Source organism: Mesorhizobium sp. B1-1-5, assembly GCF_006443065.1.
Taxonomy (GTDB): domain Bacteria; phylum Pseudomonadota; class Alphaproteobacteria; order Rhizobiales; family Rhizobiaceae; genus Mesorhizobium.
This window is the reverse complement of record NZ_VFWS01000089.1, coordinates 1-22,308: the sequence shown is the minus strand read 5'-3', so window position 1 is coordinate 22,308 and position 22,308 is coordinate 1. Positions and strand designations below refer to the sequence as shown.

21 protein-coding genes and 1 pseudogene are annotated in these 22,308 nt (G+C 64.1%); 12 read left to right on the top strand and 10 right to left on the bottom strand.

Going from position 1 to position 22,308, the window contains the following annotated elements:
- Positions 1-162 precede the first annotated feature (162 nt).
- Genes FJ980_RS22130 through FJ980_RS22120 form a run of 3 tightly spaced genes read right to left on the bottom strand, consistent with a single transcriptional unit; the run spans position 163 to position 2,659 of the window.
- On the bottom strand, positions 163-579 hold the full coding sequence (locus FJ980_RS22130; RefSeq protein ID WP_140545892.1) for a cupin domain-containing protein: 417 nt from the start codon (positions 577-579) through the stop codon (positions 163-165).
- A 4-nt stretch (positions 580-583) separates the two neighbouring features.
- Positions 584-1,450, bottom strand: a complete 867-nt coding sequence (locus FJ980_RS22125; protein ID WP_140545891.1) for a phosphoenolpyruvate hydrolase family protein — start codon at positions 1,448-1,450, stop codon at positions 584-586.
- A gap of 12 nt (positions 1,451-1,462) precedes the next feature.
- Positions 1,463-2,659, bottom strand: a complete 1,197-nt coding sequence (locus FJ980_RS22120; protein ID WP_140545890.1) for a Tm-1-like ATP-binding domain-containing protein — start codon at positions 2,657-2,659, stop codon at positions 1,463-1,465.
- A gap of 296 nt (positions 2,660-2,955) precedes the next feature.
- Between FJ980_RS22120 and FJ980_RS22115 the strand changes: the two genes are divergently transcribed.
- The 7 genes from FJ980_RS22115 (at position 2,956) to FJ980_RS22085 (ending at position 9,671) form a co-directional block, all read left to right on the top strand.
- On the top strand, positions 2,956-3,651 hold the full coding sequence (locus tag FJ980_RS22115) for a TetR/AcrR family transcriptional regulator (RefSeq protein WP_140545889.1): 696 nt from the start codon (positions 2,956-2,958) through the stop codon (positions 3,649-3,651).
- Positions 3,652-4,002: 351 nt separating this feature from the next.
- Positions 4,003-5,319, top strand: a complete 1,317-nt coding sequence (locus tag FJ980_RS22110; RefSeq protein ID WP_140545888.1) for an extracellular solute-binding protein — start codon at positions 4,003-4,005, stop codon at positions 5,317-5,319.
- Positions 5,320-5,383: 64 nt separating this feature from the next.
- A complete protein-coding gene (locus FJ980_RS22105) occupies positions 5,384-6,289 on the top strand; it encodes a sugar ABC transporter permease (protein WP_140545887.1) in 906 nt (301 codons plus the stop codon).
- A 1-nt stretch (position 6,290) separates the two neighbouring features.
- Entirely contained in the window at positions 6,291-7,247 is a 957-nt protein-coding gene (locus FJ980_RS22100) for a carbohydrate ABC transporter permease (protein WP_140545886.1), read from the top strand.
- Positions 7,244-7,465 carry a hypothetical protein gene (locus tag FJ980_RS22095; RefSeq protein ID WP_095769197.1) on the top strand — a complete coding sequence of 74 codons (222 nt, stop codon included), beginning with the start codon at positions 7,244-7,246 and terminating at the stop codon, positions 7,463-7,465. Before FJ980_RS22100 ends, FJ980_RS22095 begins: the two co-directional genes overlap by 4 nt.
- On the top strand, positions 7,462-8,568 hold the full coding sequence (locus tag FJ980_RS22090; protein ID WP_140545885.1) for an ABC transporter ATP-binding protein: 1,107 nt from the start codon (positions 7,462-7,464) through the stop codon (positions 8,566-8,568). The genes FJ980_RS22095 and FJ980_RS22090 overlap by 4 nt, the downstream gene beginning before the upstream one ends.
- A complete protein-coding gene (locus FJ980_RS22085; protein WP_140545884.1) occupies positions 8,568-9,671 on the top strand; it encodes an ABC transporter ATP-binding protein in 1,104 nt (367 codons plus the stop codon). The genes FJ980_RS22090 and FJ980_RS22085 overlap by 1 nt, the downstream gene beginning before the upstream one ends.
- A gap of 22 nt (positions 9,672-9,693) precedes the next feature.
- On the opposite strand, the gene FJ980_RS22080 is transcribed toward FJ980_RS22085, so the two are convergent.
- Complete coding sequence (locus FJ980_RS22080; protein WP_140545883.1) at positions 9,694-10,125, bottom strand: DUF4437 domain-containing protein; 432 nt, start codon at positions 10,123-10,125, stop codon at positions 9,694-9,696.
- 98 nt (positions 10,126-10,223) lie between these two features.
- Positions 10,224-11,192: an AraC family transcriptional regulator gene (locus FJ980_RS22075; protein ID WP_140545882.1), complete on the bottom strand. Its 969-nt coding sequence runs from the start codon at positions 11,190-11,192 to the stop codon at positions 10,224-10,226.
- Positions 11,193-11,283: 91 nt separating this feature from the next.
- On the opposite strand from FJ980_RS22075, the gene FJ980_RS22070 reads away from it, so the two are divergent.
- Positions 11,284-12,501: an MFS transporter gene (locus tag FJ980_RS22070; RefSeq protein WP_140545881.1), complete on the top strand. Its 1,218-nt coding sequence runs from the start codon at positions 11,284-11,286 to the stop codon at positions 12,499-12,501.
- 66 nt (positions 12,502-12,567) lie between these two features.
- On the opposite strand, the pseudogene FJ980_RS22065 reads toward FJ980_RS22070, so the two are convergent.
- A pseudogene (locus tag FJ980_RS22065) lies at positions 12,568-12,914 on the bottom strand (GFA family protein).
- 119 nt (positions 12,915-13,033) lie between these two features.
- Here FJ980_RS22065 and FJ980_RS22060 point away from each other — a divergent pair.
- Entirely contained in the window at positions 13,034-14,329 is a 1,296-nt protein-coding gene (locus FJ980_RS22060; RefSeq protein ID WP_140545880.1) for an amidase, read from the top strand.
- 82 nt (positions 14,330-14,411) lie between these two features.
- Here FJ980_RS22060 and FJ980_RS22055 read toward each other — a convergent pair whose 3' ends face one another.
- From FJ980_RS22055 to FJ980_RS22040, 4 genes are all read right to left on the bottom strand, one after another.
- Positions 14,412-15,392 carry a hydroxyacid dehydrogenase gene (locus tag FJ980_RS22055; RefSeq protein ID WP_140545879.1) on the bottom strand — a complete coding sequence of 327 codons (981 nt, stop codon included), beginning with the start codon at positions 15,390-15,392 and terminating at the stop codon, positions 14,412-14,414.
- Between the two features lie 179 nt (positions 15,393-15,571).
- Positions 15,572-16,288: a FadR/GntR family transcriptional regulator gene (locus FJ980_RS22050; protein WP_140545878.1), complete on the bottom strand. Its 717-nt coding sequence runs from the start codon at positions 16,286-16,288 to the stop codon at positions 15,572-15,574.
- A 2-nt stretch (positions 16,289-16,290) separates the two neighbouring features.
- The gene (locus FJ980_RS22045; RefSeq protein WP_140545877.1) at positions 16,291-17,460 is read right to left on the bottom strand and encodes a mandelate racemase/muconate lactonizing enzyme family protein; all 1,170 of its coding nucleotides are present in this window, start codon (positions 17,458-17,460) and stop codon (positions 16,291-16,293) included.
- Positions 17,461-17,516: 56 nt separating this feature from the next.
- On the bottom strand, positions 17,517-18,404 hold the full coding sequence (locus FJ980_RS22040; protein ID WP_095769204.1) for a sugar phosphate isomerase/epimerase: 888 nt from the start codon (positions 18,402-18,404) through the stop codon (positions 17,517-17,519).
- A gap of 401 nt (positions 18,405-18,805) precedes the next feature.
- On the opposite strand from FJ980_RS22040, the gene FJ980_RS22035 reads away from it, so the two are divergent.
- The 3 genes from FJ980_RS22035 (at position 18,806) to FJ980_RS22025 (ending at position 22,210) form a co-directional block, all read left to right on the top strand.
- Entirely contained in the window at positions 18,806-19,861 is a 1,056-nt protein-coding gene (locus tag FJ980_RS22035) for a sugar phosphate isomerase/epimerase (protein ID WP_140545876.1), read from the top strand.
- Between the two features lie 143 nt (positions 19,862-20,004).
- Positions 20,005-21,192 carry a Gfo/Idh/MocA family oxidoreductase gene (locus tag FJ980_RS22030; protein WP_140545875.1) on the top strand — a complete coding sequence of 396 codons (1,188 nt, stop codon included), beginning with the start codon at positions 20,005-20,007 and terminating at the stop codon, positions 21,190-21,192.
- A 166-nt stretch (positions 21,193-21,358) separates the two neighbouring features.
- Complete coding sequence (locus tag FJ980_RS22025; RefSeq protein ID WP_140545874.1) at positions 21,359-22,210, top strand: sugar phosphate isomerase/epimerase; 852 nt, start codon at positions 21,359-21,361, stop codon at positions 22,208-22,210.
- Positions 22,211-22,308: the final 98 nt, after the last annotated feature.

Here is a 22,308-nt window from a genome sequence, read left to right as displayed (position 1 = left end):
CCCCCTCACCCGGATTGCCAACCGAATTGCGAAGGGCAATTCGGGGCAATCCGACCTCTCCCCAAGGGGAGAGGAGCCTGTCAGCGTCGGCGCCAACCTCTTCTCCCCAACGGGGAGAAGGTGGCCGCGAAGCGGCCGGATGAGGGGCTGCGACGCTGAAGATCACGCACCCGCCTGCAGCAGCCTGAAATCCGGCAGATCGCGTAGCGCCAGCTCCGGGCCGGCCGGCGAATAGACGACGAAGAGCTGCATCGGCTGGCCACCGGTGTTGAGCGTCGAATGGAAGCGGCTTTCCGGCACGTAGATGGTGCAGCCGGGGCCGACTTTCGCCACCGCAGGATTTCCGTTCTCGTCCTCGACCATCTGTTCGCCATTGCCGGAGATGACGAAGATGATTTCCTCCGCGCCCGGATGGTTGTGGCGGGTGTGGCCTTGGCCCGGCGGCAAGTCGACGACGCCGCCGGAGAAGCGCTCCGCGCCGTTCACTTCCGGCGCGACGGTCAGCGACAGCTTGCCCCAGTCGAAGCCGAAGGCGCTGACATCCTTCGGATAGACGAAAACCTTGCTCCTATCGGCCATTGTCTCATCCCTTCTTTTTCTTTGCTTCTGTCTTCTGGTCGTGAAGCGAAACCGCCTTGAAATCCGCCGTCTGCCTGGCGATCGCCGCTTCGGCCGGCAGCCGTTCCATCGAGCTTGCGCCGTAAAAGCCATGCAAGCCCTCGCAGCGTTCGAGAATGTAGCGCGCGTCGTCGGGCATCGAGATTGGTCCGCCATGGCAAAGCAGGATGACGTCCTTGCGCACCGAGCGCGCGGCATCGGCAATGGCGTCGATTTCCTTCACGCAGGCGTCGAGCGTTTTCGCCGAGGTGGCGCCGATCGAGCCTCCTGTCGTCACACCCATATGGGCGACGACGATGTCGGCTCCAGCTTTCGTCATCGCGCGCGCCTCGTCCGGGTTGAAGACGTAAGGCGTAGTGAGGAGGTCGAGCTTGTGCGCCTCGGCGATCATGTCGACCTCGAGCCCAAAACCCATGCCGGTCTCCTCGAAGCTCTGGCGCATGGTGCCGTCGAACAGGCCGACGGTCGGAAAATTCTGCACGCCGGAAAAGCCCATCGTCTTCAGCTCTGCGAGCAGCAGCGGCATGATAACGAATGGATCGGTGCCGTTGACGCCGGCCAGCACCGGCGTCTTCTTCACCACCGGCAGCACCTCATAGGCCATCTCCTTGACGATCTCGTTGGCATTGCCGTAGGCAAGCAGGCCGGCGGCCGAGCCGCGCCCGGCCATGCGGTAGCGGCCGGAATTGTAGATAATGATCAGGTCGATGCCGCCGGCTTCCTCGGCCTTGGCCGACAGGCCGGTGCCGGCGCCGCCGCCGACGATCGGCACGCCGTCGGCGATCATCTTGCCGAATTTTTCCAGGATCGTTTTGCGTGGAATGGCAGCCATGCTTGTCTTGTCTCACTTCTTGGCGATGTCGAGGAAGGCCTCCGCCGCAGCCTTGGCGAAGGCGGGGTCGTTGATGTGCAGGGGCAGGCGAGTGACGGTGCGGTTCCTGGTCGGACCGGTCGTGCGCTCAATGGCGTCAAACAGCTCGGCGTCGGCTTCCGGATCGAAGAAGGCGCCGCCTTCGATATCGAGCGCCGAGACGCCCTTCTCCGGAATCAGGAAGCGGACCGGACCGTCGCATCGGGCAAGGCGACCGCCGATCCATTCGCCGATCTTGCGGCACTCCTCGGCGGTGGTGCGCATCAGCGTGACATTGGGATTATGCTCGTAGAAGAGCCGCCCGCGATATTTTTCCGGGATCGTCGGCGGCGCCCAGAAGTTCACCATGTCGAGCGCGCCGACCGAGCCGACATAGGGCAATTTCGTGCGCGCAATCGCGCCGAAGCGATCCTCGGTCGCCGGCAGCACGCCGCCTAACAGGAAATCGCAGATTTCCGTCGTGGTGATGTCGAGGACGCCGGCAAGCAGGCCGCTGTCGGCGAGCTTCTCCATCGAGCGGCCGCCGGTGCCGGTGGCATGGAAGACCATACAGTCATAGTCGGGGCGCAATCGGTCGACGATCGCCGTCACACAGGGCGTGGTGACGCCGAACATGGTGAGCCCGAGCGCCGGCTTGCCGGCGGCGGCCGAGGCGGGCTTCGCCGCCATGCCCGCGATCGCCTGGGCGGCATTGTGCAGCACCGTGCGGGAGAGCCTGTTCAGTCCCGCCATGTCGGTGACCGACGGCATCATGATGATGTCGGAGATGTCGACGTAAGGCGCGGTATCGCCGGAGGCCAATGTCGAGACCATGATCTTCGGCAGGCCGAGCGGCAGCGCCCGCATGCCGGCGGTGACGATCGAGGTGCCGCCGCCGCCGCCGATGCCGATCGCCCCGGCGATGTCGTTACGTGACTGGATGAAATTCGCGAAGGCCGCGCCCATGCCGGCAACGGCGGCCCCGCGATCGTCGATGCCGAGAACAGCGCCCGCTCCCTTGGGATGATGCGCGGCGACCTCGCTGGCGGGGGTATCCACCGGGACGGTCGCGCCGCGCGTGCCGATATCGACACGGACGACCGCGCCGCCGGCCTTGGCGACGGCATCGGCCAGGAAGGCGAGTTCCTCACCTTTGGTGTCGGCGGTGCCGATCACATAGATACGCTTCATGGATGCGTCTCTCGGCTGGGCGGGCCGGAGATAGCGATGCTTAACGCATGAGAGCCTGTTGCTCTTCGGCGCCCCCCTCTGTCCTGCCGGACATCTCCCCCACTTGGGGGGAGATCGGATTTCCGGCTTGCTTTCGCCAATCTTGAGCGTCGCAGGAGAAGCGGCGGCATCAAGGCAAGCCAATCTCCCCCCTTGTGGGGGAGATGTCCGGCAGGACAGAGGGGGGCGCCGTAGAGCGTCAACGTGGCCAATCCGGGAGCCATTGCAAATTTTTGAGACGCGCGTATCGTATTGATATGGATGTCTCACGTCAACAAGCCGCCTCCGCCGATGATGCCACGCAGGCGCCGGCCGCAGAGAAGGGGCCGCGCGCCCGCACGAAGAGGCTGATGCTGGAAACGGCGACGAGGCTGATGCAGTCCGGCATGACCCCTTCGGTCAGCGAGGTCGCGGAGGCGGCAGAGGTGTCGCGCGCCACCGCCTACCGCTATTTCCCGAGCCAGGCGGCGCTGGTGCAGGCGGTGGTCGATCAAGGGCTCGGCCCGATCCTCACCTGGAAGTCGGCATCCGACGATGCCGAGCGGCGCGTGGCGGACCTGTTCGCCACCGCGATGCCGCGCATCGAAGCCTTCGAGGCGACATTCAAGGCGGCGCTGAAACTGTCCCTCGACCAATGGGCGCGGCGCCAGGCGGGCACGCTCGGGTCCGAACCGGCCTTCATTCGCGGCCATCGCGTCGACCTGTTGAAGGATGCGGTCGCGCCGCTCAAGGGGCGCCTGAAGCCGCGCCAGTTGAGGCGCCTGGCCCAGGCGCTGTCGCTGATGTTCGGCGTCGAGGTGGTCACGGTGCTGAAGGACATCTGGGGGCTGAACAGCGCCGAGATGATGTCGGTCGCGCAGTGGGCGGCAGGCGCCTTGGTGCGCGCCGCGATGGCGGAATCGGAGGCAAAATCGGCAGGAATGGCTACGGCGCCTGAGGCGACGATCGGTTAAATCTGGTTCGACCAGATTGTAGGGACAGTTTTGAATGTTAATTGAGGTGGGCGGCTCGCCACAAGGTCTCCGCGTATCAAGGAGTAGGAAAAACGAGGGAAAACAGGCAGATGCAATAATGGTTGGCTCGTTCGTCCGCTTCTGGCCTTCCAAGAAAGCGCTTGACGCCAAGCTGAAATTGGTAATACCAGATTTAGGACCGATAAAGCGGATCAAAGTGAAGGCTGCGATCCATTTCCGACAGGGTGGGAGGCCTGGAACCGGAGAGGTGCCATCACAGGAGGAACTACCAAGGCCGGCTTCGCCGCCGGCTCGCATGAGACGGTAGAATGCGCACAAGGGAGGAAAACTATGCGCAAGATTGTGACCAGCGTGATTGCTGGTATTGGGCTGGCGCTTGCCTGCGGGACATCCGTCCGCGCGCAGGATAAGGAACTCACCATCTTCTGGGCGGAATGGGATCCGGCGAACTATCTGCAGGAACTCGTCAACGACTACACGGCCGAAACCGGCGTGAAGGTCACGGTTCAGACAACGCCGTGGCCCGACTTCCAGACCAAGGCCTTCACCGAGTTCAACGCGCATGGCGACGCCTACGACATGGTCGTCGGCGACTCGCAATGGCTGGGCGCCGGTTCGACGCAAGGCCACTATGTCGACCTGACCGACTTCTTCAACCAGCACAAGCTTGGCGACGTGATGGCGCCCGCGACCATCAAATATTACGCCGAGTACCCGGGCGGTTCCAGCAAGTACTGGGCAATCCCGCTGGAAGGCGACGCGATCGGCTGGTCCTATCGCAAGGACTGGTTCGAGGACCCGAAGGAGAAGGAAGCCTTCAAGGCCAAATACGGCTACGACCTCGCGGTGCCGACGACCTATGCGCAGCTGCGCGACATCGCCGAGTTCTTCCACCGTCCGGACCAGAAGCGGTACGGCGTCGCCATCTACACCGACAATTCCTATGACGCGATGGCGATGGGCGTCGAAAGCGCCATCTTCAGCTATGGCGGCGATCTCGGCGACTACGCGACCTACAAGGTCGACGGCATCACCAACTCCAAGGAAGCCGCCGCCGGCCTCGACATGTACAAGCAACTCTACAAGTTCACGCCTCCGGGCTGGGGCAAGACTTTCTTCGTGGAAGACAACCAGGCGATCACCGGCGGCCTGGCCGCGATGAGCATGAACTTCTTCGCCTTCTTCCCGCCGCTGGTGAACAAGGCCACCAACCCCTACGCCGACGTCACCGGCTTCTTCGCCAATCCGGCCGGCCCGGACGGCAAGCGCTTCGCCGCGCTCGGCGGCCAGGGCATCTCGGTCGTCTCGTATTCGAAGAACAAGGACGAGGCGATGAAGTTCCTCGAGTGGTTCATCAAGGACGAGACCCAGAAGAAGTGGGCCGAGCTCGGCGGCTACACCTGCAGCCAGGCCGTGCTGAAGTCCGAAGCCTTCCAGAACGCGACGCCCTACAACAAAGCGTTCTACGACACGATGTTCATGGTCAAGGACTTCTGGGCAACGCCTGAATACGCCGAAGTGCTCGACCAGCTGAACCAGAACATCTATCCGTTCGTGGTCGGCGGCAAGGGCACCGCCCAGGAGGCGCTCGACAAGACGACCGCCGACTGGAAGGCGACTTTCACCAAGTACAACCGTTACAAGTAAGCATCGCAGTCAGAATGCCGGAGGAGGTTTCCCCCTCCGGCATTCCTGTTTTCAGGAGACAAAGTTGGCTTCGGTAGCCCTTACCAATCTTGATCCAGCGTCCAGGGCCGCCGCTCGCGGCTGGTCCGATCTGACCATCCGCAACCTGTTCATCATCCCGACGCTGGTCTTTCTGATCGTCTTCAATATTTTCCCGCTGATCTATTCGCTCGGCTATTCCTTCACGAACTTCGCCGCGAACCGCAGCGAACCCTGGCAGTTCGTCGGCTTGCAGAACTATCGTGAGCTGCTGAGCGACGATCATATCTGGTCGAACTTCGTCATCACCGCCAAATACGTGATCGTTTCGGTGGCTGGGCAGATGATCGTCGGCTTCGGCCTTGCGCTTCTGCTCAACCGCAGCTTTCCGATGAAGGGCCTGGTCACCACGCTTCTGCTGCTGCCGATGATGATGTCCGCGGCGGTCGTCGGCCTGTTCTGGCAATTGCTCTACAGCCCGTCCTGGGGACCGATCAACTATGTCTTCGGCCTTGGCGACTTCGCCTGGCTCTCCAATCCCGACAGCGCGCTCTATGCAGTCGCGATCACCGATATCTGGATGTGGTCGCCTTTCGTCATGCTGCTGTCGCTCGCCGGTCTCTCGGCCGTGCCGCAGCATCTCTACGAGGCGGCCGCGATCGACCGCGCCGGCTGGTGGTACACCTTCACTCGCATCACCTTGCCGCTGGTCTCGCCGATCCTTTTGATCGCGCTGATCTTCCGCACCATGGAAGCCTTCAAGACCTTCGACATCGCCTACACGATGACCACCCAGCCGACCGCCGAGCTGATCGCGATCCGGCTCTACAAGCAGGCCTTCCAGCAGTGGGATACGGGCAAGTCCTGCGCGCTGGCCTACATCGTGCTGATCATGGTGCTGGCGATCACCAATCTCTACGTGAAGTATCTCAACAAGGTGAAGGAGCGCTGACATGGCCGCCGTCCGCACTTCTTCCGAGGTCGCCTTCAACCGCATCGCCATCGCCGCGGTGCTGATCGCGACGCTGATCTTCCTGGCACCGATCTACTGGATCGCCTCGACGGCGTTCAAGCCGAAGGAGCTCGCCGTCAGCGTCCCGCCCACCGTGCTGTTCGAGCCCGAGGTGACGCCGTTCGTGCGGCTCTTCACCAAGCGCGTGCAGATGCAGAAGCCCGTCGATCCGCAAGTCTACGATGCCGCGCCCTGGTGGGAAAAACGCATCTATGACGGCGGCGAGCGGGTGCTGAAGGTCGGCAAGGACGTGCAGCTTTCGCAATATCCCGACCGGTTCATGAACAGCCTGATCGTGGCTGTGATCAGCACGGTGCTGGCCGTCGGCATGGGAACCTTCACCGCCTATGGCTTCTCACGCTTCAAGATCGCCGGCGAGGCGGACCTGCTCTTCTTCATCCTGTCGACCCGCATGCTGCCGCCGGTGGTGGTCGCCATTCCGATGTTCCTGATGTACCGGGTCGTGGGCCTCAACGATTCGCATATCGGCCTGATCATCCTCTATGTCGCCTTCAATCTTTCCTTCTCGGTCTGGCTGATGAAGGGCTTCATGGACGAGATCCCGAAAGAATATGAGGAGGCGGCGCTCGTCGACGGCTACACGCGCATGCAGGCCTTCTTCAAGATCGTGCTGCCGGAAGCGGCGACCGGCATCGCCGCCACCGCGGTGTTCTGCTTCATCACCGCCTGGAATGAATACGCCTTTGCGCTGATCATGACCAACCGGCGCGCCCAGACGGCGCCGCCCTTCATCCCCTCGCAGATCGGCTCCGGCCTGCCGGACTGGACGACGATCGCGGCGGGTACCTTCCTGTTCCTGTTGCCGGTCGCAATCTTCACCTTCCTGCTGCGCAACCATCTGCTTCGCGGCGTGACGTTCGGAGCAATCCGCAAATGAGTTTTCGCTCCACCAACGAGAAGTACCTGCTGCCGGCCTCGCAAATCCTCATGGTGCTGGGCATCGTAGCGCTCTGCCAACCATGGAGCCTCGGCCTGCATTCATACGGTGTGACGATCATCCTGATCGGGCTGATCGGCTTCAACATCACGTCCAAGATCGCACCGGAGCAGAGCGAGGAAACCGGCGCCGCGACGCATGAGGGAGCCCGCCAGTGACGCAGATCGAACTTCGCGGCATCGAGAAATTCTTCGGTGCCGTCCAGGTCATCCATAATCTGAACCTGGCCATCGCCGACAACGAGTTCATCGTGCTGCTCGGCCAGTCGGGCTGCGGCAAGACCACGACGCTGCGCGCCGTGGCAGGGCTGGAGACGATCGACCAGGGCGATATCCTGATCGACGGCAAGCCGGTGCAGCACCTCAAGGCGGCCGACCGCGACATCGCCATGGTGTTCCAGTCCTTTTCGCTCTACCCGCATATGACGGTGTTCGAGAACGTCGCCTTTCCGCTGCGTGCAATGCGCATGAGCAGCGGCGAAGTCGACAAGTCCGTGCGCGAGGTCGCCCGGGTCCTGCGCATCACCGATCTGCTCGACAAGAGGCCGTCGGCGCTCTCGGGCGGCGACATGCAGCGCGTGGCCATCGGTCGTGCGCTGGTGCGGCGCCCGAAGGCGATGCTGATGGACGAGCCGATCGGCGCGCTCGACGCCAAGCTGCGCGAGGAGATGCGCGCCGAGATCAAGCGCCTGCACGTCAAGCAAGGGTCGACCACGATCTATGTCACGCACGACCAGATCGAGGCGATGAGCCTCGCCGACCGCATCGTCATCATGCATGAAGGCTTCATCCAGCAGGTCGGCACGCCAGACGATGTCTATTCGCATCCGGCAACCCTGTTTGTGGCGCAGTTCGTCGGCAGCCCGGTGATGAACATCGCCCAGGCCAGTGTCGCGGATCAGGCGGGCGCTACCTCCGTGACCGTCGGCGATGCGCCGACTGGCTTCGAGTTCCCGCGCCAGCTCCTGTCCAGGCTCAACGGGCATGCAGCCAATGGCGGCCTGACGCTCGGCATCCGCCCGGAGGGCGTACTCGTGCGGCACGATGCGGCGCCCGGCTACATGCCGGTCGAGGCGAGCATCATCGAGCCGCTCGGGTCGTTCGACATTGTCGATCTCAGGGTCGGCTCCACGATGCTGCGCGCCCGCACCAAGGCGGGCTACGTCTCGGGCCCCGGTGAGAAAGTCCATGTCCGCATCGATCCCGAGCAGGCGCACTTTTTCGACACGGCAAGCGGCAAGTCGCTGGGAGTAAGGCTGTAATGGCCCATATCGAACTGAAGAACATCACCAAGAAATACGGCAGCCACACCGCGCTGACGGGTCTGAACCTCGACATAGCCGACGGCGAGTTCTTCGTGCTGCTTGGCGAGACCGGCGCCGGCAAGACGACGACGCTACGCCTGATCGCCGGACTGGATAAGCCGACCGAGGGGCAGGTTCTCATCGATGGTGTCGACGTTGCCGGATGGGGTGCGGCCGAGCGCGACGTCGCGCTGGTGCTGCAGCAATATTCGCTTTATCCGCGCTACACTGTGCGGCAGAACCTCGAATTTCCGCTGAAGCCGAAGATCCGCCGGCTGCCGGATGCCGAGATCAAGGACCGTGTCGCGCGCGCCGCCCGCACGCTCAGGATCGAACACCTGCTCGACCGCAAGACCGACCGGCTTTCCGGCGGCGAGATGCAGCGCGTCTCGATCGGCCGCGCCATCGTGCGCAAACCGCGCGTGTTCCTGATGGACGAGCCGCTGTCGGCGCTCGACGCCAAGCTGCGCGAGGCGCTGCGCACGGAATTGAAGAACCTTCAGATGCAACTCGGAGCCACCTTCCTGTTCGTCACGCATGACCAGATCGAGGCCATGTCGATGGGCGACAAGGTCGGCGTGCTCAACCATGGCCGCATCGTCCAGACGGGCACGCCGCATGAGATCTACAACAATCCGCGCGACACCTATGTCGCGAGCTTCGTCGGTTCGCCGCCGATGAACCTCATCGACGGCAGACTAGTCGACGACCGCGCGGTGATGGCGCCGATGAATTTCGAACTGCCGCTCGCAATTGGGGCCAAGACTTTTGGGGGAGCCAAGGCGAGCGGCGCGACCGACGGTCGCCCGCTCGTCTTCGGCATCCGTCCGGAGGATGTCTACTTGGAGAGCGGCGCGCCGGTCGAGGCGCGGGTCCACGATGTCGAGAATCACGGCGTGGAGAAGATCCTGACGCTGAGGGTCGGCGACACGATGCTGCGGGCCACGGTGCCGGCCAGGACCGACGTCGCGATCGAAGAGCCGGTGCGCTTTGCCTGGAATCCCGACAAGGTGGTGATGTTCGACAAAGGCAGCGGCGTCAGCCTGCGGCACGTCGGATAGAAGTCGGGCTTAGCCTGCAGCCTTATTTCGGCAGATAGGTCTCGTAAGGCGTGTCGTTGATTAGCAGGATCACGCATTCGGTGTCCGACAGGCAGGCGTCGTCATGCATTTCGTCGGCCTTCTGGGTCCAGTAGGAGCCGGGCGGCAACTCGACCTTGGTGGCTTCGCCGCCCTGCATCTGCCAGTGCGCCCAGAGACCCTTGATGACCACTGCGCGGTAATCGGCGGTGTGGGCATGGACGGGCGCGCGCCAGTTGCCGGGAACCTTCAGCAGCGTGCCGGCCGGTCCTCTTGCCCGTTCGCCCCATAGCGGGCCAAGGCGCTGAGGCTGGCCTGGCGCTTCGACGGCGTAAGGGATCTTGTCGGCCGGCAGGTAGCTGTCTTCCAGCGCGAAAGCCGGGCTCGGCAAGATGGCAAGTGCGGCAAGGGCAAGCGGTGCAAGATGATTGGGCATGGCGGTTTCCTCCGCCGGCCAGCTTATGCGGCCTCGGCCGACGCGGAATGACGCGGCGTCCAAAAGACTTGGCAATTCCTCCAGCCCGACAGCCGCGATCAGGATTGTTCGTCGCCGCTGGCATTGCGGAAATGGCTCGGCGCCACGCCCATCACCCGCTTGAAGGCGCGGCTGAAGGAGGCTTCCGAATCATAGCCCAATCTCGAGGCCGTGACCGAAACCCTCGTGCCGTCGCGGGTAAGCCATTGCCGCGCCTGGTGCATGCGCACGCGCAGCACGTATTTGGCCGGCGTCTCGCCGACCACGGCGGCGAAACGCTGCGCGAAGGCGGAGCGCGAGGCGCCCATCATCCTTGCCAGCGCCTCGACCGTCCAGTCGCGCTCCGGCTGCAGGTGGATAGCGGCAAGCACCTTGCCGACATCGGGGTTGCGCACGGCGGCGATCCATCCGGTGGCGTCGCCGCAGCCATTCTCCACCCACGAGCGGATGATGGCGCCGGCCAGCACGTCGGCCAGGCGGGCAAGAATGCCGCCGGAGCCGACCCGATCCATCGCCACCTCGCCGGCCATGGCGTCGAGCAGATGCTGGATACCGGGCGCATTCGCCATCAGCTTATGCGCCTGCATGAGATCGGGCATCATCTCCAGCAGCGGATGCGAGCCGTCGAGGTTGAAATGCATCGAGCCGCAAAACAGCAAGGTCTTGCAGCCGTCGCAGCCGTTTGAGACGTCGTAGATGTTCTCGCACACCGGCTCGATGGTGTAGCGGCCGATCGGCACCGGCGGCACGCCGGGCGCGCTTGCCAGCACATGCTCGTCGCCGCGCGGGATCAGCAGCGCGTCGCCCACCGAGAGCTCGATCCATTCCTTGGCCGGCGAGAACAGCCAGCAGCCCTGCTGTCCGATGAAATGGAAACGCGCGGCCTTCTGCGCGGGGAAGGAGACGGCCCAGGGCTCGCCCAGCACGCAGCGGCCATAGTCGACGCCATCGAGGCGCAAGCCACGCAACATGTCGGTGAGCGGGTCGCCCGAAGTCTCCAAAACCGATTTGGACGAATTGTAATTCATTTCGGCGTTTCTAGCATGGAAACTCCAGATAGTCACTCCCTATGTTGCATTGCAGCTCAAATGTTGCGCTGCAACTCACCGGAGATTTGCCATGACCGAGCCCGCCGCAGGCGCCATCGACGCCGCTGTCCTCGACAGAACCGAACCTGAAGAACGAAGTGAGCCTGCGTGGGCCGCGGTGGTCTCGCTGGCGCTCGGCGTTTTCGGCCTGGTCACCGCCGAATTCCTGCCCGCCAGCCTGTTGACGCGATTGGCGCAAGACCTGGGCGTCAGCGAAGGCGCCGCCGGACAGGCGGTGACCGCGACGGCTGTCGTCGGGGCAATTGCCGCGCCGACCATGGCGATCGTTACCAAGCGGCTCGACCGCCGGCTGGTCATGTGGATCCTCTCCGTCCTGCTGATCGTCTCCAATCTCGTCGCCGCCTTCGCCTCATCGCTCACCATGCTGCTTCTTGCCCGTGTCGTGCTGGGCGTGGCGCTCGGCGGCTTCTGGTCGATGTCGGCGGCCATGGCGCTCAGGCTGGTGCCGATGCGGCTGATGCCGCGCGCCATGTCAATCATCCTCACCGGCGTATCGGTCGCCACCGTGACAGCGGCGCCCGTCGGTGCCTATGTCGGCGACATCTGGGGCTGGCGCACGGCGTTTATGATCGCCGCGGTCGTCGGCGGGCTGGCGCTTCTGGTGCAACTCGCCACCCTTCCCAGCCTGCCGCCGACGACCGTGGCAAGCTTCCGCACGCTGGTCGAGGTGCTGAAGCGGCCTATGATCCGCATCGCGCTGCTGGTGGTGCTGCTGGTCGCTTCCGGACAGTTTGCCGGCTTCACTTATGTGCGGCCGTTCCTGGAGACCGTCCCGGCGATGCCGATCGAGACCATCTCGCTGGTGCTGCTCGCCTATGGCATTGGCGGCTTCTTCGGCAATTTCGCCGGCGCGTTCCTGGCCGAGCGCAACCTGAAAATGGCCGTGGCCTTGGCGCCGCTGCTGATCGCCCTGTCGGCGGCTGCGCTGCTTGCGCTCGGCGCTTCGCCGATTGCGGCGGCGGTCGCCGTCACCGCCTGGGGCTTTGCCTTCGGCGCCGTGCCGGTCGGCCTGCAGACATGGCTGGTGCGCGCCGCGCCCGACCAGGCCGAAAGCGCCGGCGGGCTGATGGTCGCGACCTTCCAGGTGGCGATCGCGCTGGGCGCCATCTTCGGAGGGCTGCTGGTCGATCACGCCGGCGTGGCCAGCGCTTTCGCCTATGGCGGCGTGGCGACCTTGCTGGCGGCGCTGGTGGCGTTCCTGATGGGGCCCAAGCAGGCGGCGGAGTAGGCCAGACCGCTTGCCCTTCCGAGCATCGGCCCGGCTCTCACGAGCGCCGGGCTGTTAATTCTAGCTTCAAGCCGAGCGGCCGTCGAACTCGAACACTTCGATGCTGGCGATGTCGACGCCGTCGAGGCAGTTGATGTTGATATAGGCGGACCGTTCGTTGCCTTGGCCGACACCTCGGCGAAGGGGTGGATGCCGCAGGTGCGGCAGAAGCGGTGCGCGATTTGAACCTTGCCGAAGGTGTAGCGTCCGAGGTCGTCGCCCCAGGCAACCAGATTGAGCTTCTCATGCGGCACGGCCCACAAAAGCGCGCCCTTGCGTGAGCAGATCGAGCAGTTGCAGCGCACGGCCATGCCGATCTCGCCCTTGACCTCGAACGCCACCTTGCCGCAGTGGCAGCTGCCTTTGTACAGCATCAGCATCTTTCCATCGCTGGCAGGGTGCAAAGGCACACTTGCCGGGTTATCTCTTTGCCGGCCAACACCAGGCCGCACGCCTAAAAGACGTTGCAATTTTGCAAGGCCCGACATCGAAAATGCAATCCATCCGCGACCGCCTCGAAATCATCCTGTCACGTCTTGCCAATCGGGCGGCGGATGAGAAGGTCTATACGAAGCTCTATGCCGAAGCCGCGCGGGCAGCCGCCGATGCGTCCGATGCCCGCCGCAAGGCCGGCGTCAGCCTTGGGCCGCTCGACGGGCGCATCGTTTCGATCAAGGATCTGTTCGACGTCGCCGGAGAGCCGACGACGGCCGGATCGCTGATCCGCGCCAGCGCCGAACCGGCGGCGCGGGACGCGGCGATCGTGCAGAGGCTGCGCCAGGCGGGCGCGGTCATCCTCGGCAAGACCAACATGACCGAGTTCGCCTTCACAGCGATCGGCGACAATCCGCATCACGGCACACCGGGCAACGCTGCCGATGCCGGCCTGATCCCGGGCGGCTCGTCATCTGGAGCCGGCGTTGCGATCGGCGAGGGCACAAGCGACATCTCCATCGGTTCGGACACCGGCGGTTCGGTGCGCATTCCCGCCTCGCTCAACGGCATCGTCGGCTTCAAGCCGACGGCGCGGCGCGTGCCTTTGACGGGCGCCTTTCCGCTGTCGATCACGCTGGATTCCATCGGTCCGCTTGCCCGCAGCGTCGCCGATTGCGCCATCGCCGATGCGGTCATGGCGGGGGAAGAGCTGGCGGCCCTTCAGCCGGTCTCGCTCGCCGGCCTGCGCATCGGCATTCCGCGCGGCGTGCTGTTCGGCGAGACGCAAGCCGAGGTCGCCGCGGCTTTCGAGGCCTGCATCGACAGGATCGGGCGGGCCGGCGCCCGCGCTGCCGATTTGTCCATCGACGATCTCATCGCCGAGATGCGCGCGACAACCAGGCGCGGCACGATCGCGTCGATGGAAGGCGCCGAAATCCATGCCGATTGGCTGGCGAGCGGCGCGTCCGTGCCGGTCGATCCGCATGTCGCCGGGCCATTGACGCGCGCGCTGGCTGTCCCTGCCTCGGCCTACATCCGCACGATCCGCCGCCGCGCCGAGCTTGTGGCGGCCATGGCGGAACGGCTGGAGGCGGTCGATGTTCTGGCATTGCCGACCGTGCCGATGGTCGCGCCGTCCATCGCCGCCATGGCCGGCGACGAAGCGCTGCGCGACAAGACGGAAGGGCTGCTCTTGCGCAACACGCAGGTCGCCAACCAGTTCGATCTTTGCGCGATCTCGCTGCCGATGCCCGGCACCAAGCTGCCGGCCGGATTGATGCTGGTGGGCAAGCACGGGCAGGACAGTCATCTGCTGCGCATTGCCGCCGCAGTCGAGGCTTTGCTTGGCCGTTGACTGCGGAGGCCATCAGGATGCAAGTCCGGAAAAGGCTGGCCGGAATCTCAGGTCTGCACCCGTCGCGATGTTCGCCTCGGAACTATTCGCCGACCGGAAAGCGCCGCCGGTAGTGCTCGATGACTTCCGGATTGCGCAGGTTGACCGGCAGCTTTCCGGCGAGCACCAGCAAGGCCTCGGCGGCGGCGCCGACGCCCATGCGCATCATCGATTCCTCGGTGATGCCGGCCATATGCGGGGTGACGATGACGTTGTCGAAGCCGAAATAGGGATGGTTCGGCGGCAGCGGTTGGGTCGCAAAAACGTCGAGCGCAGCGCCGCCGATGCGGCCGGTACGCAGGGCTTCGATCAGCGCCTCGTCGTCGACCACCGGGCCGCGCGAGACATTGATCAGCAGCGCGTTGGGCTTCATGCGGGCAATACGCTCGCGACTGATGAGACCCCGCGTCTCCTGGGTCAACGGGCAGCAGAGCACGATGATGTCGCTCTGCTCGACCAGCGCATCGATCGACAGGAAGCCGACGCGTTCGGGCGCCGGACGCAGGCTGCGCGTGGTCGCCACGACATTGAGGTCGAAGCCGTGGGCGGCGATGTGGCCGACGGCCTGACCGACCGCGCCGAGGCCGACGATGCCGATGGTCTTGCCGGCCAGCTCGCTGGTCGAGTTGGCGTGCTCGCGCCCGGCAAGCCAGCCCTTGGCGCGCAGGTCGCGGTCCATCACGCGGAAGCGCCGCAGCAGCGCAAGGGCGGTGAACATCACATGCTCCGCGACCGAGCGGGCGTTGACCGCTGGCACGTTCGCCACCAGCACGCCGGCGGCGGTCGCGGCCTCGACCGGGATCATGTCCAGCCCGGCACCGTGGCGGATCGCGGCGCGCAGGCTCGAAGCACCCGCAAACAGCTCCGGCGGCAGCGGCGCGCGCACGATGACGATGTCGGCGTCGCGGGCCTCAGCGGTCAGCGTCTTGGGATCGAGCGCGGAAGCGATCTCAAGCCGCCCGGCGCCGGCCAGCATCGCCGTTGCGCGTGGGTGCAGCGGATGCGTCGACAGGATCTTGCGCATGGGGTTCCATTTCCGCATTTGTGCGATGCCAAGCTAAACGTCTGGCTGCAAAATGCTCAAGGGCATTTCGCCGTTTCACGGAAACGGAGAACTGTCCTGTCTCTGTGGGTCACGCAGTTTCGGACGGAAGGCTACGGCGAAGGTGCCGAACCTGACCGTCCACACTTTCCTGAGATCGCTCAAGCCTTCTCGAGCGCCGCGCTTTTCGGCTCCATTCCGCGGCCTTCGATGATCCCCTTCCAGTAGCTCTCGGCGCCCTGCAAATGGGCATTCATCAGGGCCTGGGCGAGGTTGCCGTCGCGGCGCAACAGCGCTTCGTAGATCTGGATATGCTCGGCATGCGAGCGCACCGAGCGTTCGGGATCGTTGAAATAGATCGGCAGGCGTTGCTCGCCCATTAGGTAATAGACGCTGCAGATGTTGTGGAAGACGCTGTTCTTGGTCGCGCGGACGATCTCGAGGTGAAACTCGCGGTCTTCCTTGGCAAGGCCTTCGCCGGCGGCGATGCGCTCTTCGGAAGCCTTCAGGATTTCGCGCAGGCGCTCGAAGTTCTCTTCGGTTGCGCGCGAGCAGGCAAGCTCGGCCGCCTTGATCTCGTGGATCTTGCGCAGCTCGACGGTCTCGTAGATCTGCACCGGATCGAGCGGCAGGCCGGCGCGGGCGAACAGCGCCAGCGCTTCCACGCTCGCCTGCTTGGTGTCGATATAGATGCCGGATTTGGCGCGCCGCTCGACGATGCGCATGGCCTCGAGGATGGCGAGCGCCTCGCGGATCTGGCCGCGGCTGACGCCGAAATGTTCCGCCAGCTCGCGCTCCGAGGGCGTGCGGCCGGACTCCTTGTCCGAGTTGGAAAAGAGATAGGCGGCGAGTTCCGCGAGAAGGTTCTTTTCTTTCATCGTCAAATACGTTGCGCGTGCGCCTCCAGGAATCGCTCGGAGATGGTGAATCCCAATCCAGGCTTTTCAGGGATCGCTATCATACCGTCCTTCGCCTCGACAGTCTCCTCGACGAGGTCATGGATCATCGGGTTGGCGCCGAGCGAATATTCAATGGTGAAGCTGGCGGGCGAGGCGGCACACACATGCAGCCCGGCAAAGAAGCAGGGCGCGCCGGCCCATAGATGCGGCGCGAAGCGCAGGTTGAAGGCGCTGGCGATGGTGCCGATCTTCATCGCCTCGCTGATGCCGCCGCAGAAGGCGGGATCCGGCTGGAAGATGTCGGCCGACTTCAGCACCGCCAGATCGCGGAAGGCATAGCGCGTCGCCTCGCTTTCGCCGGTGGCGATCGGCGTCGATCCCGAGGCGCGCACGTCGGCCATGCCCGGCTTGTCGTCGGCGGTCACCGGTTCCTCGAACCAGGCAAGGTCGAGATCGGCGGTGAGGTTGATGAAGCGCTTGGCCTCGGCGACGGTATAGGTGCCGTGCGCGTCGACCATCAGATCGACTTCCGGCCCGATCGCCTGCCTTGCGGCGCGCACGCGCGCGGCCGAGACATGCGGGGCGCCGTCCATGGCGCCGACGCGCATCTTCAGCGCCTTGAAGCCGCCCTTGGCGATGTAGGATTGCAACTGCTCGCCGATGGCGTCGGCTGAGGCCCAGCCGCCCGAGGCGTAGGCCTGCATACGCTCGACCTTGCGACCGCCGAGCAGCCGCCACACCGGCTGCCCCAGCGACTTGCCGAGGATGTCCCACAGCGCGATGTCGACGGCGCTGATCGCCGCCACGCTCATGCCGCGCCGCGCCAGCTGCGGCATGGCATGGCCGGCATGCGCCGCCGTCTCGTGCCGCACGCCGTTGTAGAGCATTTCCCAGATGATGCCGATGTCGGCCGGATCGCAACCGATCAGCTGCGGGCCGATCTCGTGGTTGAGCATATGAACGAGCGCGCCATAGCTGCCGGCGCTGCCGGCGGCGTTCTTGCCCTCGCCCCAGCCGACCAGGCCGTCAGCGGTCTCGATGCGCAGAATTGCGGCGTCGAACGTCGTCACCTGACCGAAGTCGCTGCGATGCTGCTTCGCGACTTCGATCGGGATACGAACCCACCAGGCCTGGACGCTTTTGATGCGCATGTTTTTCCTTCGGCCCCTCCGCCCGCCAGCGGAAGGCATAGGTTTCAACCCGAGGCCTACTTGATCAGCGGCAGCAGCGTTTCGGCGGTGATGCGCATCTGGTCGGTGTAGAATTTTTCCGTGAGCACGCTGGAGCCGTGGTCCTGGATGAACTTGAGCTGCTCGGGCGAGATGTCGACCGGATTGCGCTCGACCATCTCCGGATAGGGCGCCGCCGGCGTGCGGTCGACGGGCGCGACGAACTCGTTGGTCAGCGCGCCGTCATAGCCGACTTCCTTCAACGTGCGCACGATCTTCGGCCAGTCGATCTGGCCAAGGCCGGCCGCGAAGCGGTTGTTGTCAGCGACATGGAAATCGAACAGGCGCTTTCCGACCTGACGGATCGCGTCATAGACGTTAAATTCCTCCATGTGGATATGGTAGGCGTCGAGACAGACGCCGCATTCGGGGCTCACCGCATCGGCCAGCGCCAGCGCCTGGGCGCCGCGATTGAAGAGGTAGGTCTCGAAGCGGTTGAGCGGCTCGACGGCGATCCTGACGCCGACTTTCTGGGCATGGCTGAAACATTCGCGCGTAGCATCGACCACCCAGCCCCATTCCTCCGCCTCGGTGCCGTCGGGAACGACCTTGCCGACGGTCGCGGGCACCAGCGTGATGATCTCGCCGTCGAGCTCGCTCACCATGGTGAGCACGTCCTTGACATATTGGACCGAGCGCTCGCGCTGGCCCTGGTCCCTGGCGGCGAGGTTGCGCTCGCCGAGCATCAGAGTCACCGAACCCCAGCAGCGGATGCCGTGCTCCTTCAGGAGCGCGCGCGTCTCCTTGGTCTTGTATTGCTCGGGCTCGCCGGAAATCTCGATCGATTCGTAACCGAATTTCTTGATGCGCTTGAGCGTCACCTCCAGCGGCTCCGCCCGCATCCAATTGTGCGTCGAAAGATGCATGGTCTATCCTTCCCAGAATTCGCCTGTCACATTCTACCCCGCGGCGCCTCCGGCAGAGGCGGGCGCACGGTTCCTCCCCAAGGCGTTGCCAGAATTTTCCTCCAAACTGGTTCGACCAATTGGGCCCTTCATGACCTCTACAGCAAATTTTCATGCACGGCAACAAGTGGGCGGCTGAAGCTCTATCGGCCGAGCAATAGTCTGATTTTACGTGGTAATTCCACTTATCTGTTTGCAAGCTCGGCTCGCCTCCGCGGTTTTCGGCCGCTTGACCGAATTCCGGGATTTGGTAATACCAGAATGGCGCAATGCATAGACGCCGACAGGGTTGACCAAACAGGCTGGCCCTCATTTCAATAGGCGCTATGCTTGGTCGCGAAAACAAACGAGGGAGGATGCCGATGCCGACGACGATGAAGGGCCCCGGCCTGTTTCTGGCGCAGTTCGCGGGCGACGCCGCGCCGTTCAATTCGCTGGGTTCCATCACCAAATGGGCAGCAGGGCTGGGCTATAAGGGCGTGCAGATCCCGACCTGGGACGCGCGCCTGTTCGACCTCGAGAGGGCAGCGTCGTCGAAGGCCTATTGCGACGAGGTGAAAGGCGTCTGCGCGGATGCAGGCGTCGAGATCACCGAATTGTCGACGCATCTGCAGGGGCAACTGGTCGCGGTGCATCCCGCCTATGACGCGCAGATGGATGGATTTGCGCCGCCATCGGTGCACAACAATCCCACGGCACGGCAAAAATGGGCTGTCGAGCAGATGAAGTTCGGCGCCAAGGCATCGCGCAATCTCGGGCTGGACGCTTCGGTGTCGTTCACCGGCTCGCTGGCTTTCCCTTACCTTTATCCGTTCCCGCAGCGCCCGGCCGGCCTCATCGAGGAAGCCTTCGGCGAACTCGGCAAACGCTGGAAGCCGATCCTCGATGTCTATGAGGACAATGGCGTCGATGTCGGCTACGAGATCCATCCCTCGGAGGATGTGTTCGACGGCGCTACCTTCGAGATGTTCCTCGACGCGGTCGGCGGCCATAAGCGCTGCAACATCAACTACGACCCGTCGCATTTCCTTTTGCAGCAGCTCGACTATCTCGAATTCATCGACATCTACCACGAGCGGATCAAGGCGTTCCACGTCAAGGACGCCGAGTTCAACCCGACCGGGCGGCAAGGCGTCTATTCCGGCTATCAGGGCTGGGTGAACCGTGCAGGGCGCTTCCGCTCGCTGGGTGACGGGCAGGTCGATTTCGGCGGCATCTTCTCCAAGCTCACCCAGTACAATTACGATTCCTGGGCGGTGCTGGAATGGGAGTGCTGCCTGAAACATCCCGAGGACGGGGCGGCGGAAGGGGCGCCTTTCATCCAGCACCACATCATCCGGGTGACGGAGAAGGCCTTCGACGATTTCGCCGCCGGCACGACCGATAAAAAGCTGCTGCGGGCGATGATGGGGATTTGACTGCAGCTCCCTTGAGAAGGTTCGGCCGCAGGTCCGGGTGGGGTTGAATCCCAAGTCGCAGCGGACTCTTATACCCCCACCCCGACGCTGCGCGTCGACCCTCCCTACAGGGGAGGGTGAGGAACTAAAGAGAGAGGACAAGAATGGTCGGCGCATCGAAGTCGGAAGCGGGAGGCGGCCCGATCCGCTATGGCATGGTCGGCGGCGGGCAGGGCGCCTTCATAGGCGCTGTGCATCGCATCGCGGCGCGCATGGACAACGACTTCGTGCTGGTGGCCGGCGCGCTGTCGTCGGATCCGGCGCGGGCCAAGGCATCGGCCGAAGAACTCGGGCTCGATCCCGCGCGCAGCTACGGCTCCTATGCCGAGATGGCCAAGGCCGAAGCCAAGCGTCCCGACGGTATCGAGGCGGTGGCGATCGTGACGCCAAACAACGTGCATGTGCCGGCGGCGAAAGCCTTCCTCGAGGCAGGCATCCACGTCATCTGCGACAAGCCGCTGGCGACGTCGCTGGCCGAGGCGAAGAAGCTTGCCGGCCTGGTCGAAAAGACGGGCAAGGTGTTCGTGCTGACCCACAATTACACCGCCTATCCGATGATCCGGCAGGCACGCGAGATGGTGGCCAAGGGCATGCTCGGCGATATCCGCATCGTGCAGTCGGAATATCCGCAGGACTGGCTGACCGAGGACCTTGCCGCCACCGGCCAGAAGCAGGCCTCCTGGCGCTCCGATCCCAAGCAGGCAGGCGCCGGCGGGGCGCTCGGCGACATCGGCACGCATGCCTATAATCTCGCCCGCTTCGTGTCCGGGCTAGAACTGGACACTTTGTCAGCCGATCTCGACGCCTTCGTGCCGGGGCGCCAGCTCGACGACAATGTCAACGTCATGCTGCGCTTCAAGCCAGTCGGCAAGTCGCATCCGGCCAAGGGCATGATCTGGGCCAGCCAGGTGGCGCCCGGCCACGAGAACGGGCTGAAGCTGCGCATCTACGGCTCCAAGGGCGGGCTGGAATGGGTGCAGGCCGACCCGAACTATCTCTGGTACACGCCGTTCGGCCAGCCGAAGCAGCTTTTGACGCGTGCCGGCGCGGGCGCGATGCCCGTGGCTGCGCGCGTCAGCCGCGTGCCGTCCGGTCATCCGGAGGGCTACCTTGAAGGTTTCGCCAACATCTACCAGGAGGCCGCGCGCGCCATTCGGGCGGCGCGCAGGAAAGGCGGCAAGCCGGCTAAGGATGTGGTCTTCCCGACGGTCGCGGACGGCGTCGAAGGCATGGCCTTCATCGAGGCCTGCGTGAGGTCGTCGAAGAAGAATGGGGCGTGGACGAAGCTATAGGGGTGACGATATTCAGGTGAGGCCGGCCTGCAAACGGCGGCTTCCTGCGCTTCCGGTGCTCACGTACTTTAAGTACGCTCCGCTCCGGTTCTCGGAAACCACCATTTTCGACTCGGCCTGACCTGAATCTCGTCACCCCTCGGCCGAAGATGATGAGGGGGTGTCGATGAAAATCGGCATGTGCATGTTCTTGTGGACGACCAGCGTCTCGAAGAAACACGAGGCGCTGCTCAAGGACATCAAGGCGACCGGCTTCGACGGCGTCGAGATACCGGTCTTTGTTGGTGCGCCTGATGATTATAAAAAACTCGGCGAGATGCTCGATCGCATCGGCCTTGAGCGTACCGCTGTCTCGGCCATGGGCAATCCGGCGATGAACCTGATCTCGCCGGATGCCGCCACCCGCAAGGCCGGCATCGACTATATGAAATGGGCGATCGACTGCAGCGCGGCCCTCGGCGCGGACACGCTCAGCGGGCCGCTGCATTCGACGCTCGGCGCCTTTTCCGGCAGTGGGCCGACCGCGGCCGAGAAGAAGCGCTCGGTCGCCTCGCAGCGCGCCATCGGCGACCATGCTGGCAAAAGGGGCGTGACCATCGGGCTGGAAGCGCTCAACCGCTTCGAATGCTATCTCGTCAACACCATGGCCGACCTGTCGGAACATGTCGACGCGATCGACCGGCCGCATATCAAGGCGATGTACGACACTTTTCATGCCAATATCGAGGAGGCCGATCCGATCGGCGCTTATACGAAGCATCGCCGAAATGTCGTTCATATCCACATTTCGGAGAATGACCGTGGCGTGCCGGGGCGCGGTAACATCCCGTGGAAGGAGACGTTCTCCGCCATCCGGAAAAGCGGCTATGACGACTGGCTGACCATCGAATCCTTCGGCCGCTCGCTGAAGGACCTGGCGGCGGCTACCAAGGTGTGGCGCGATTTCGCCGAGAGCCCGGAGGCGATTTATCGCGAGGGGTATCGGCATATCAGGGACGGGTGGAAGAACGCGGCGTAAGCTGCTCACTTTGTCATCCACGGGCGGAGCAAAGTCGTCCAACATCCGCCGTCGCGATCCTTCGCGCCCCCCTCTGTCCTGCCGGACATCTCCCCCAC